This window comes from Klebsiella sp. PL-2018 (assembly GCF_019048985.1).
GTDB lineage: Bacteria > Pseudomonadota > Gammaproteobacteria > Enterobacterales > Enterobacteriaceae > Klebsiella > Klebsiella michiganensis.
In genome coordinates this window covers 5,255,525-5,268,652 of sequence record NZ_CP077673.1, presented here as the reverse complement: position 1 = coordinate 5,268,652, position 13,128 = coordinate 5,255,525, and the positions used below count along the sequence as shown (strand labels likewise).

6 protein-coding genes are annotated in these 13,128 nt (G+C 55.0%); 4 read left to right on the top strand and 2 right to left on the bottom strand.

Annotated elements, in window-relative coordinates; translation table 11 throughout:
- The first annotated feature begins 7 nt into the window (after window positions 1-7).
- Window positions 8-2,422, top strand: coding sequence for a fimbrial biogenesis usher protein (locus MKleb_RS24815; RefSeq protein ID WP_025108154.1), 2,415 nt, complete (start codon window positions 8-10; stop codon window positions 2,420-2,422).
- Window positions 2,413-2,973: a DUF1120 domain-containing protein gene (locus MKleb_RS24810; RefSeq protein WP_025108153.1), complete on the top strand. Its 561-nt coding sequence runs from the start codon at window positions 2,413-2,415 to the stop codon at window positions 2,971-2,973. Before MKleb_RS24815 ends, MKleb_RS24810 begins: the two co-directional genes overlap by 10 nt.
- A gap of 53 nt (window positions 2,974-3,026) precedes the next feature.
- On the opposite strand, the gene gltD is transcribed toward MKleb_RS24810, so the two are convergent.
- Together gltD and gltB are read right to left on the bottom strand one after the other, a co-directional pair.
- On the bottom strand, window positions 3,027-4,445 hold the full coding sequence (gene gltD / locus MKleb_RS24805) for a glutamate synthase subunit GltD (protein WP_004854608.1): 1,419 nt from the start codon (window positions 4,443-4,445) through the stop codon (window positions 3,027-3,029).
- A gap of 9 nt (window positions 4,446-4,454) precedes the next feature.
- A complete protein-coding gene (gltB, locus tag MKleb_RS24800) occupies window positions 4,455-8,915 on the bottom strand; it encodes a glutamate synthase large subunit (RefSeq protein WP_025108152.1) in 4,461 nt (1,486 codons plus the stop codon).
- A 673-nt stretch (window positions 8,916-9,588) separates the two neighbouring features.
- Here gltB and MKleb_RS24795 point away from each other — a divergent pair.
- Both MKleb_RS24795 and arcB read left to right on the top strand, forming a co-directional pair.
- A complete protein-coding gene (locus MKleb_RS24795; protein WP_014226987.1) occupies window positions 9,589-10,524 on the top strand; it encodes a tRNA modification radical SAM protein MnmL/YtqA in 936 nt (311 codons plus the stop codon).
- Window positions 10,525-10,655: 131 nt separating this feature from the next.
- Window positions 10,656-12,995: an aerobic respiration two-component sensor histidine kinase ArcB gene (arcB, locus tag MKleb_RS24790; RefSeq protein ID WP_217076312.1), complete on the top strand. Its 2,340-nt coding sequence runs from the start codon at window positions 10,656-10,658 to the stop codon at window positions 12,993-12,995.
- The last annotated feature ends 133 nt before the right edge of the window (window positions 12,996-13,128 follow it).

Below are 13,128 nucleotides of genomic sequence, written 5' to 3'. Positions count from 1 at the left end.
AGCGTCTATGTTTAAAAAACGCCGTCTTACTTCTCGCTCCTGTGCGTCATTGTGTGGAATCTTGCCGCTGGCTGCGCTCTGTTCCGTTGATGTACAAGCCAAAGAGATAACGTTTGATACCGAGATGATTCAGTCACGCGGATTGAATGTCAATCTCAACCGTTATTTTGCGCGAGCTCCGCGCTTTCTCCCCGGTACGCATTCCGTGCAGGTGAAGATTAACGGTAAGGATAAAGGAACCGTCGCGGCGCGTTTTGGCGAGGATGGTACGCTGTGCGTTGATCATGATTTTATTGAGTTTTCCGGGTTAATGCCGGTCCCCCTGAAAAAGAATGAAGAGTGCCATGACATCGTCAATGACTACGCGCAGGCGGTAGTGAAAGCCCTGCCAGGCCAGGAAATGGTCGAACTGTATCTCCCGCCGGAGGCGCTGAACGGGATGAATGGTGATATCAAAAACTTTCAGCACGGCGGAATAGCTGGATTGCTCAACTATGACCTGTTCAGTACCCGCAGCGAATATGGCGGCAGCGATACCAATCTCTATTCTCAGGCCAGTCTGGAAGGGGGCATAAACATCAGCGACTGGTCGTTGCGTAGCCGCTATATCCTTACCGACGATAATGGCGATAAGAATGCTGAAAGTGTTTACACCTTTGCCGAGCACGTTTTTGACGCGTTGAAGATGACTGCGCAGGTCGGGGAGATCAATGCCAGCTCATATGTCCTGAGCGGAGCCCCGATCGTTGGCGTACAGCTGATGCCTACCCGTGCTTTGCAGGGCAGCGGAAGCGGCGTCAGCGTTGCAGGAATGGCGCATAATGCTCAGGCCCGCGTGGAGGTACGTCAGAGCGGACGACTTATCTACAGCACGCTGGTTCCGGCCGGACCGTTCACGCTCGATGATGTACCGATAGCGAGCAGTAATGTGGAACTGGAGGTGACGGTTATTGAATCCGATGGTTCAAGCAATCGCTTTATTGTTCCAGCCGCATCCGTCATGGCGCGGAAGCTTTCCCGGCCGCAGGGCCTGGCCGCCTCTTTTGGTCAGATACGCGATATTAAAGAGGATTATGAAAATCCCTGGGTGCTTAACCTCTCTGACGGTTGGCGTATATTGCCTCGGCTGAATCTGCTGGCTTCTGGTGCGGCAACGAAAAATTACCTTGGCGGCGGCGTCCATGCTGAATATCTGTTGACCGATAACTGGAGTGCCTCCACCAGCGTGGCCGCAAGCCAGGAAAAATTCGGCGAGAAAAACAGCGGTGTGAAAACTGAGCTACAGAGTTCACTTAAGCTGGCAGAATCTTTAAGTGCGTCAGCGAGCGCGGCACATTTTACCCCCGGCTATCGTGAACTGACGGACGCGCTGAACGATGATTTTCAACCCTATAGCAATACGTATTCCACCAGTTTGGCCTGGTTTACGCCGCCTGGGGGGACATTTAGCGCTGGTTTTAACTACAACCAAAGCAGAGGGGCGGGTAATGATTCCCGCTACCTGTTGCTTTCATGGGGCAGGAGCTTCGATCGAGCCACCGTTTCTGTTAACTGGCAGAGAGCGATGGGGAACAAAGACGGGCGCCAGGATGATGATCTGCTCTACGTTAACCTGAGCATTCCGTTTGGCGGTTCGCAGCGCGTCAGTAGCTATATGCGTAAACAGGGCAACCGTAACAGCTACGGCGTACAGAACTCTGGCGCACTGTCACAGGATTCTTACTACTATATCTCCGTCGATCGGGACAGGGGAGAGAGTGAGAATAGCGTTAACGGCAACCTGAGCACTAACTTACATTACACTCGATTAGGCATTGGCGGCGGGCGCGTGGGTTCCCGCCACCGTAATTATAATGCCACGCTCTCAGGTGGGGTTGCGGCGCATAAAAGCGGCGTCACCTTCACGCCTTATACCATTCGGAATACGTTTGCCATTGCAAAACTGAGTGAATCGAAAGCTGGCGTTGAAATCAGTACTCCGCAGGGGACGGTCTGGACCGATTATTGGGGGCAGGCTGTTATCCCTGGGCTGAATGAGTGGCGTAATTCGCGCATTGAAATTGACGCGAACAAGCTGCCTGCGAGTATGACGCTGGCAAATGGAACAAAGTATGTGGCAGCTGCGCATGCTTCGGTGAGCGAAGTCGGTTTTAAAGTCCTGAATAACCGTCGGGTGATGATCCGCGTTAAGCGTGCGGATAACAGGGCGCTGGATAAGGGATTATCCATCGTTGATGAGAAAGGCAATTATATTGTCACCAGCGTGGATGACGGGCATGTTTTCCTTAATGAGGCTGAGCAGGTTTCGGCACTGTATGTCATGGACGACGATAATAACCGACTGTGCAAGATTGATTACATCTTAAGCGACAAGAGGGATGAAGACGCATTTTACGAAGAGGTGGACGGCGTATGTCGATGAATCAGTGGATAGGGATGCTGTTATCTGCGGGAATGCTGCTGTCAGGCACCGTTCGTGCCGAAGAGTGCCAGATTACGCTCTCCCGGACAAAAATTGATTATAACCAGATACGCCGTGATGACATTGTTTCTACTACCCAGAATTGGCACAAACTGTCTGAGTGGGAAGTGAATGTGAATGTTTCCTGTTCTGAAATGCATCAGATGGCGGTGCTGGTTCAGGGTGCTGCTGGCGAGAAAGGTCGCTTTTTGTTTGGCGCTCGCGGTGGTGTTGGGCTTAAGGTTGAAAATATTACCGTTGATGGCAAGTCCTACAGCGCTGGAAAAACAGTGGACCAGCTGAATTTTACGCCGGAGAGCGGGACAACATCTCCTCTGTATGTGCGTAACAATGAGGCGGTGATCGCCGTAGAAAATAATGTTGTGCCGCAAGGGAAGCAGATGAGTTTTCGCGTGATGCTGTTCCCCGTGCTCAACGAGAGTATGTTCAGTGGAAATACCGATAACACAACAATTGAAGCGGATATCGCCTGGCGACTGCTCATCAAATAGCACTTAGCTAAACGCTAAACGCCGGACGATTTTCTCATCCGGCGTTTTGTTTTTTACACTTCCAGGTAGTTCAGGATGCCGTCAGCCGCCTTACGGCCTTCGGCAATCGCGGTGACCACCAGGTCAGAGCCGCGAACGATATCGCCACCGGCGAAGATTTTCGGGTTGCTGGTCTGGAAGGCGTTGTCGCTACCTTCCGGCGCAATCACGCGGCCCTGAGAATCGAGCTCGACGCTGTGCTTCGCCAGCCATTCCATGCTGTGTGGGCGGAAACCAAACGCCATCACCACGGCATCGGCGGGCACCACATGCTCAGAACCGGCCACGATTTCCGCGCGGCGGCGGCCTTTTGCATCCGGCTGGCCCATCTCCGTACGCGCCATCTTCACGCCGCAGACTTTACCGTTGGCATTCACTTCAATGCCCAGCGGCTGAACGTTGAACTGGAATTCCACGCCTTCTTCACGCGCGTTTTTCACTTCGCGCTTCGATCCCGGCATGTTCTCCTCATCACGGCGATAGGCGCAGATGACGTGGGTGGCGTTCTGGCGGATCGAGGTACGCACGCAGTCCATTGCGGTGTCGCCACCGCCGAGAACCACGACGCGCTTGCCTTCCATGCTAACGTACGGTTCATCCGCCGTTTCACCAAAGCCCATGATCTGCTTGGTATTGGCGATGAGGAACGGCAGCGCATCAAAGACCCCGCTGGCGTCTTCGTTTTCCAGCCCGCCGCGCATAGACTGATAGGTTCCGACGCCGAGGAACACCGCATCGTAATCTTTCAGCAGATCGTCGAGCTGTACATCGCGGCCCACTTCGATATTCAGTTTGAACTCGATGCCCATACCGGTAAAGATCTCGCGACGACGGGTCATCACCTCTTTCTCCAGCTTAAAGGCCGGAATACCAAAGGTCAGCAGGCCGCCGATCTCCGGATGGCGATCGAAGACCACCGCCTTCACGCCGTTACGGGTCAATACGTCGGCGCACGCCAGGCCCGCCGGGCCCGCGCCGATGATGGCGACGGTTTTACCGGTTTGTTTTACGCCGCTAAGGTCAGGACGCCAGCCCATTTCGAACGCTTTATCATTGATATAGCGCTCAATGTTACCGATGGTTACCGCGCCGAACTCATCGTTCAGCGTGCAGGAACCTTCGCACAGGCGGTCCTGCGGGCAAACGCGCCCGCACACTTCCGGTAGGGTATTGGTCTGATGCGACAGTTCCGCCGCTTCAAAAATACGCCCTTCGTTGGCCAGCTTCAGCCAGTTCGGGATGTAGTTATGAACCGGGCACTTCCATTCGCAGTACGGGTTGCCGCAGGACAGACAGCGGTCTGCCTGTGCTTTAGCCTGGCCTTCTGAAAACGGCTCGTAAATTTCCACAAATTCAATTTTACGGATCTTCAGCGCTTTCTTTGGCGGATCAACTCGCTGTAAGTCGATAAATTGATAGACATTCTGACTCATCTTAACCCCTTACTGCGCCTGCACCCGCAGCTCAGCTGCGGAACGACTACGGTGACCCAACAGTGCTTTAACATCGCTGGACTTCGGTTTAACCAGCGCAAACTTCGCTGAGAAGGCCGGCCAGTTGGCCAGAATCTCTTCACCGCGCTGCGAACCGGTAAGCTGCACGTGCTCGGTAATTAAACCGCGCAGGTGCTCTTCATGGATGGCCAGAGAGTCAACGTCCAGCACTTCTACCAGCTCAGGGTTCACGCGTTTGCGGAAGTCGCCGTCTTCATCCAGAACGTAACCAAAGCCGCCGGTCATGCCTGCGCCAAAGTTGACGCCGGTTTTGCCCAGCACGCAGACGATACCGCCGGTCATGTATTCACAGCCATTGTCGCCAATGCCTTCGACGACGGTGATCGCACCGGAGTTACGTACCGCGAAACGCTCGCCTGCACGACCCGCAGCATACAGACGACCGCCGGTCGCACCGTACAGACAGGTGTTGCCGATGATGCTGGCCTCATGGCTACGGAAGGCCGAGCCTACCGGAGGACGAATGGCGAGCAGGCCGCCGGCCATCCCTTTACCCACATAGTCGTTCGCGTCGCCGGTCAGATGCAGCTCAACGCCGCCGGCATTCCACACGCCGAAGCTCTGACCCGCGGTACCGCTAAAGTGGGCGATAATCGGATCGGCTGCCAGGCCTTGGTCACCGTGGGTCTGGGCGATATAGCCGGACAGCGATGCGCCAACGGAGCGGTCGGTGTTGCGGATATCGAACCAGAAAGTTTTGCTCTGCTTGCTGTCAACGTACGGTTTTGCCTGCTGCAGCAGCTGAGCATTGAGTACGCCATTGTCGAACGGCGGATTGTTCTCTGTGCAGTACAGCGCTTTGCCGGGATGCGGCTCCGCGGTTTCCAGCAGCTTGCTCAGATCCAGCTTCTGCTGTTTGGCGGTAAAACCGTCCAGCTCTTTCAGCAGGTCGGTACGGCCAATCAGATCCACCAGACGCTTCACGCCCAGCTGCGCCATCAGCTCGCGCGTTTCGCGGGCGATGAATTCAAAGTAGTTGGTGACCTTAAACGGCAGACCGTGATAGTGGTTCTTACGCAGTTTGTCATCCTGAGTCGCTACGCCGGTTGCGCAGTTGTTCAGGTGGCAAATACGCAGATATTTACAGCCCAGCGCGACCATCGGGCCGGTACCGAAGCCGAAGCTCTCAGCCCCGAGGATGGCCGCTTTGATGATATCAAGGCCGGTTTTCAGACCGCCGTCCACCTGCAGACGAATTTTGTGGCGCAGCCCGTTGGCAACCAGCGCCTGCTGGGTTTCCACCAGTCCCAGTTCCCACGGACAACCCGCATACTTCACGGAAGAGAGCGGGCTGGCGCCGGTGCCGCCGTCGTAGCCGGCAATGGTGATCAAATCCGCATAGGCTTTGGCTACGCCGGTGGCGATAGTCCCGACGCCCGGTTCAGAAACCAGCTTCACGGAGATCATCGCTTTCGGGTTAACCTGCTTCAGGTCGAAAATCAGCTGAGCCAGATCCTCGATAGAGTAAATATCGTGGTGCGGCGGCGGGGAGATCAGCGTTACGCCGGGTACGGAATAGCGCAGCTTGGCGATATAGGGGGTGACTTTATCACCCGGCAGCTGGCCGCCTTCGCCGGGCTTCGCGCCCTGAGCGACTTTAATCTGAATAACGTCGGCGTTAACCAGGTAAGCCGGGGTCACGCCGAAGCGGCCGGAGGCGACCTGCTTGATGCGCGAGACTTTATTGGTGCCGTAGCGTGCCGGATCTTCGCCGCCTTCGCCGGAGTTGGAGTTACCGCCGATGCTGTTCATTGCTTCCGCCAGCGCTTCGTGCGCTTCCGGGCTCAGCGCGCCGATAGACATCGCCGCGGTATCGAAGCGTTTGAACAGTTCGCTGGCCGGCTCAACGTCGTCCAGGTTCACCGTGGTTCCGTCCGGCGTTACGCACAGCAGATCGCGCAGCGTTGCCGCCGGGCGCTCGTTAACCAGCTTCGCGTACTGCTGGTAATCGCTGTATTCGCCGCTTTGTACCGCTTGTTGCAGCGTGCGCACCACGTCAGGGTTATAGGCGTGATATTCGCCGCCGTGGACGTATTTCAGCAGGCCGCCCTGATCCAGCGGTTTACGCGCCAGCCAGGCACGTTTCGACAGGTTCAGCAGATCCTGCTGGAAATCCTCGAAGCCCGCGCCGCCGATACGGCTGACGACGCCCTGGAAGCACAGGTCGGACACTTCGCGATGCAGACCTACCGCCTCAAACAGCTTCGAGCAGCGATAGGAGGCAATGGTCGAAATCCCCATCTTCGACATGATCTTATACAGACCTTTGTTGATGCCGTTACGATAGTTCAGCATCACCGCGCGGTACGCTTTGTCGATGGCTTTGTTATCCACCAGCTTCGCCAGGGTTTCATAGGCGAGATACGGGTAGATCGCCGTCGCGCCGAAGCCGAGCAGCACGGCAAAGTGGTGCGGATCGCGGGCGCTGGCGGTTTCGACAATAATGTTGGCATCGCAGCGCAGGCTCTTATCGACCAGTCGGGTCTGGATCGCGCCTACCGCCATCGGAGCCGGTACCGGCAGACGGTTTTTGGCGATGTTGCGGTCAGAGAGCACCAGCAGAACGGTACCGCTGCGCACCATTTGTTCGGCTTTATCGCATAGCGCCTTCACGGTTTCAGCCAGCGTGGTTTCGGTGGCATCAAAAGTGATATCCAGGACGTCGGCGCGATAGTGCTCCTCTTCCATGGTGGTCAGCTGTTTAAAATCGGAGTACAGCAGAATCGGCGACTTGAAGCTCAGGCGGTGCGCCTGGCCTTCCGCTTCGCAGAAGACGTTCATTTCACGGCCGATGCTGGTGGCCAGCGACATGACGTGCGCTTCGCGCAGCGGGTCGATCGGCGGGTTGGTCACCTGCGCGAACTGCTGGCGGAAGTAATCGTAAATGATACGCGGCTGGCTGGAGAGCACGGCAAATGGGGTATCGTCGCCCATTGAGCCGACCGCTTCCTGGCCGTTTTCACCCAGTACGCGCAGGACGGAGTCCAGCTCCTCGGCGCTGTAGTTGAACTGTTTCTGGTAGCTGGCGAGGGTATCATCATCCAGCTGGCGGCTACCGACTTCTTCATCCGGCAGCTCTTCGAACGGCACCAGACGACGGACGTTTTTCGCCATCCACTCTTTATACGGGTGACGGCTTTTCAGATCGTTGTCGGTTTCCGCGGAGTGCAGAATACGCCCCTCGCGGGTATCGATAACCATCAGCTCGCCCGGGCCGACGCGGCCTTTTTCAACCACTTCATCCGGCTGGTAATCCCAGATACCGACTTCGGAGGCGCAGGTGATGAGCTTGTCTTTCGTGATCACATAGCGCGCCGGACGCAGGCCGTTACGGTCGAGGTTACAGGCGGCGAAACGACCATCGGACATCACGATGCCCGCCGGGCCGTCCCACGGTTCCATATGCATGGAGTTAAAGTCAAAGAACGAACGCAGCTCAGGATCCATATCCGGGTTGTTCTGCCAGGCTGGCGGAACCAGCAGGCGCATAGCGCGGATAATGTCCATCCCGCCCGCCAGCAGCAGCTCCAGCATGTTATCCATTGAGCTGGAGTCAGAGCCGGTTTCATTGACGAACGGCGCGGCGTCGTGGAGATCCGGGATCAGCGGCGTCTGGAACTTATAGGTACGGGCGCGGGCCCACTGGCGGTTACCGGTGATGGTGTTGATCTCGCCGTTGTGCGCCAGATAGCGGAACGGCTGCGCCAGCGGCCAGCGCGGCACGGTGTTGGTGGAAAAGCGCTGGTGGAACAGGCAGATTGCCGACTCCAGGCGCAGGTCCGCGAGGTCCAGGTAGAAGCGCGGCAGATCCGCCGGCATACACAGACCTTTATAAATGTTGACCAGGTTCGACAGGCTGCAAACGTAGAAATCTTTATCTTCCTGCAGACGCTTTTCGATACGGCGACGCGCGATGAATAAACGGCGTTCCATATCGCGCGGACGCCAGCCAGCCGGGGCGTTCACAAAGATTTGTTCAATACGAGGCAGCGAGGAGAGGGCGATTTCACCGAGAACGCCTTCATTGGTCGGCACATCGCGCCAGCCGACGATAGACAGCGTTTCGCGTTGAAGTTCTTCTTCGACGATGCGGCGCGCCGCTTTGGCCAGTTCAGGATCCTTATTAAGGAACAGCATCCCAACGGCATAATTTTTGGCTAAACGCCAGCCGCGCTCTTCCGCAACAATTCGGAAGAAACGATCGGGTTTTTGTAGCAGCAAGCCACAACCGTCGCCGGTTTTTCCATCGGCAAGAATCGCGCCGCGGTGCTGCATTCGGGCCAGTGCGTGTATAGCGGTTCGCACTACCTTGTGGCTAGGTTCGCCTTCTATGTGGGCGATCAGGCCGAAACCACAGTTATCCCTCTCAAGGGATTTATCGTACAACATATCAGTGAACCTCCCCAGGCTCTACGGGACACCCTCCGATACCGATTGCGCACGGGCACAGAAAGAGCATGGCGACGGGGTTTACACCTCGCATTCGCCCTCTTTAAATCCTTTTCGCATCGGTACACAAGTTTGAGGACTTGCTGTTAAGAGGGAATCTCAATTACTGCATAAATATGATGAGCAGAGCACTCATCCAGAAAGCTTCCAGCGGATTCCCAACTTATCGGGAATCCACACATACGTCAAATGGCAATCTTATTTATACAAAAATGTGCTATACAACACCTAATTTAATGATTTTTAAGAAAATAATGGCATTTTAAATGCCAGGGAAACGTACCGGTCGTCATAATTGAGTGTGATCTGTCTCACTATATCGACGGCGAGACATTATCCTTCTGTGCTGAATTGTTTTTTCATTGCAGTTTTTTAAACTGGTTTTTGTTTGATTTGCGGTGACTGATACTGTTTTATGCCCTGGTAAAGATAATGGCAAATCAGCGGCTATATATAAGGAAAACTCATTACCATACGGATGAATTAAATTGCAGTTATCTTGAGTGTTTATGCAATGAGATAGGCAGCCGCGTTGACGATTGATCCAGGTCATCGCCGTCGGTAGCTAAAAATGGCAGGCTTGGCCCCTTTCTTAAGGCCGGTCTATCAGATTATGCAGTTACAAAAATTAGTCAATATGTTTGGTGGGGATCTTATGCGCCGCTATGGTGAAAAGGTTCATAAACTGACGCTGCATGGTGGATTTAGCTGCCCAAATCGCGATGGCACTATTGGTCGCGGCGGCTGTACGTTCTGTAATGTGGCCTCTTTTGCCGATGAAGAGCAGCAGCACCGCTCGATTGCGGAACAGCTGGCCCATCAGGCGCAGCGGGTGAATCGTGCAAAGCGCTATCTGGCCTATTTCCAGGCTTATACCAGCACTTTTGCCGAGGTGCAGGTGCTGCGCGCCATGTATCAGCAGGCGGTCAGCCAGGCGAATATTGTCGGGCTATGCGTAGGGACTCGCCCGGACTGCGTCCCCGGCGCGGTACTGGATCTGCTGACTGAATATCGGGAGCAGGGGTATGAAGTCTGGCTCGAGCTGGGTTTACAGACCGCGCATGATAAAACGCTGCACCGAATCAATCGCGGCCACGATTTTGCCTGCTATCAGCGAACCACCCGTCTGGCACGCGAGCGCGGCCTCAAAGTGTGTAGCCACCTTATCGTGGGCCTGCCGGGCGAAGGGCAGCGCGAATGTCTGGAGACCTTAGCGCAGGTGGTAGAGACCGGCGTAGACGGCATTAAGCTGCATCCACTTCATATTGTGAAGGGCAGTATCATGGCCAGGGCGTGGCAGGCCGGCAGGTTAAACGGTATTGCGCTGGAAGCGTATACGGTCACTGCAGGAGAGATGATTCGCCATACTCCGCCAGACGTGATTTATCACCGTATCTCCGCCAGCGCCCGACGCCCGACGTTGCTGGCGCCGCTGTGGTGTGAGAACCGTTGGACCGGGATGGTTGAGCTGGATAAATATCTCAATGAATACGGCGTGCAGGGGTCAGCCATCGGGCGTTGCTGGATCTCTCCGGCTGCTGCCGAATAACGTCTTTTCCGGCTGACGGCTCTCCACCGTCAGGCGCGTAACTACAATCCTTCCCGCATTTTTGGCACAACTTACAGCGTCTTGCTCAGAATTGAGTATTATTGTGCGAAGTTGTCGCGAAGGAATCCCTTATGAAGCAAATCCGTATGCTGGCGCAGTATTATGTTGACCTGATGATGAAGCTGGGTCTGGTGCGCTTTTCAATGCTGCTGGCCTTTGCGCTGGTGGTGCTGGCGATCGTTGTGCAGATGGCCGTGACGATGGTGCTGCACGGCCAGGTGGAAAGTATTGATGTGATCCGCTCCATCTTCTTTGGCTTGCTGATTACCCCGTGGGCGGTCTATTTCCTGTCGGTGGTGGTTGAGCAGCTGGAAGAGTCCCGGCAGCGCCTCTCGAGGCTGGTGGAGAAACTGGAGGAGATGCGCGAACGCGATCTCAAGCTGAATGTGCAGCTTAAGGACAACATCGCCCAGCTTAATCAGGAAATCGGCGAACGTGAAAAGGCGGAAGCGGAACGTGAAACGACGCTTGAGCAGCTGAAAATTGAGATGAAAGAGCGTGAAGAGGCGCAAATTCAGCTGGAACAGCAATCCTCCTTCTTGCGTTCCTTCCTGGATGCCTCTCCGGACCTGGTTTTCTATCGTAATGAAGATAAAGAGTTTTCTGGCTGTAACCGAGCCATGGAACTGTTGACCGGTAAAAGTGAAAAGCAGCTTATTCATCTTAAGCCGCAGGATGTTTACAGCGAAGAGGTGGCGGAGAAGGTGCTGGAGACGGATGAGAAAGTCTTCCGCCATAACGTATCGCTCACCTACGAGCAGTGGCTGGATTATCCGGACGGGCGCAAGGCCTGCTTTGAAATCCGCAAAGTGCCTTATTATGACCGCGTCGGTAAGCGCCGCGGTCTGATGGGGTTTGGCCGCGATATTACGGAGCGTAAGCGCTATCAGGACGCGCTGGAGCGGGCCAGCCGTGATAAGACCACCTTTATCTCAACGATCAGCCACGAGCTGCGTACGCCTCTTAACGGCATCGTAGGCCTTAGCCGAATCCTTCTGGATACCGATCTTACCGATGAACAGGAAAGATACCTGAAAACCATCCACGTCTCAGCGGTAACGCTGGGTAATATCTTCAATGATATTATTGAGATGGATAAGATGGAGCGGCGTAAAATTCAGCTGGATAACCAGCCGGTGGACTTTACCGGCTTCCTGGCCGACCTGGAAAATCTCTCCGGCCTGCAGGCGCAGCAGAAAGGCCTGCATTTTGTGCTGGACCCCACGCTTCCGCTGCCGCATAAAGTGATCACCGATGGAACGCGTTTGCGCCAAATCTTGTGGAATCTTATTAGTAATGCCGTGAAATTTACTCCGCAAGGCGGGAATGTGAACGTCCGCGTGCGCTACGACGAAGGAGATATCCTGCACTTTGAAGTAGAAGATTCAGGGATTGGCATCCCTGAAGCGGAACAGGATAAAATTTTCGCTATGTATTACCAGGTGAAAGATAGCCAGGGCGGCAAGCCAGCGACGGGTACCGGCATCGGCCTCGCCGTATCGAGGCGCCTGGCGCGGAATATGGGCGGTGATATTTGCGTTACCAGCCTCCCGGGTAAAGGCGCGACTTTTACGCTTACCGTACACGCTCCGGCCGTGGCTGAAGAGGTCGAGGACACGCTGGCGGAAGATGAAATGCCATTACCTGCGCTGAACGTGCTGCTAGTGGAAGATATTGAGCTCAACGTTATCGTGGCGCGCTCGGTACTGGAGAAGCTGGGCAACAGCGTGGATGTGGCGATGACCGGCAAGGCTGCGCTGGAGATGTTTGTACCCGGCGAGTACGATCTGGTTCTGCTTGATATTCAGCTGCCGGATATGACTGGACTCGATATTTCTCGTCAGCTGAAACAACGCTTTGCCGCCGATGAGCTCCCGCCGCTGGTGGCGCTTACCGCTAACGTGCTGAAGAACAAGAAAGAGTATCTGGATGCGGGAATGGATGATGTTCTTAGTAAGCCATTATCGGTTCCGGCATTAACCGCGATTATCAAAAAATTCTGGGATGCGCCGGAAGAAGAGGAGAATGCAATGCCATCTGTAGATAGCAGTAAATCGGCTTCTGTACTGGATATTCCGATGCTTGAGCAGTATATCGAACTGGTAGGGCCGAAGCTGATTAATGACGGTCTGGCCGTTTTTGAAAGAATGATGCCGGGCTACCTGGCGGTCCTGGAATCCAATTTAACCGCTCGCGACCAGAAAGGCATTGTCGATGAGGGTCATAAGATTAAAGGGGCAGCGGGCTCAATCGGTTTGCGCCATATCCAGCAATTAGGGCAGCAGATTCAAACGTCGGATTTACCTGCGTGGTCGGATAACGTGGGTGAATGGGTTGAAGAGATGAAATCAGAGTGGCAAAACGATGTCGCGGTGCTGAAAGCGTGGGTCGCGGCGGCAGATAAAAAATGACCCCGGATAAACCGGGGTGCGCGAATACTGCGCCAACACCAGGGAACTGGTCGTTACGCCAGAATCATTTGAGTGATTTTTTTACACGGCGCAACCTGAGGATTTGGCTTACTCGCTCATTAAGATAGCAAAC

Bases quoted from the DNA above. Each gene is read 5' to 3' on its own strand.
- MKleb_RS24815 (WP_025108154.1), top strand. From the start codon at position 8: ATGTTTAAAAAACGCCGTCTTACTTCTCGCTCCTGTGCGTCATTGTGT.
- MKleb_RS24810 (WP_025108153.1), top strand. From the start codon at position 2,413: ATGTCGATGAATCAGTGGATAGGGATGCTGTTATCTGCGGGAATGCTG.
- gltD (WP_004854608.1), bottom strand. From the start codon at position 4,445: ATGAGTCAGAATGTCTATCAATTTATCGACTTACAGCGAGTTGATCCG.
- MKleb_RS24795 (WP_014226987.1), top strand. From the start codon at position 9,589: ATGCAGTTACAAAAATTAGTCAATATGTTTGGTGGGGATCTTATGCGC.
- gltB (WP_025108152.1), bottom strand. From the start codon at position 8,915: ATGTTGTACGATAAATCCCTTGAGAGGGATAACTGTGGTTTCGGCCTG.
- arcB (WP_217076312.1), top strand. From the start codon at position 10,656: ATGAAGCAAATCCGTATGCTGGCGCAGTATTATGTTGACCTGATGATG.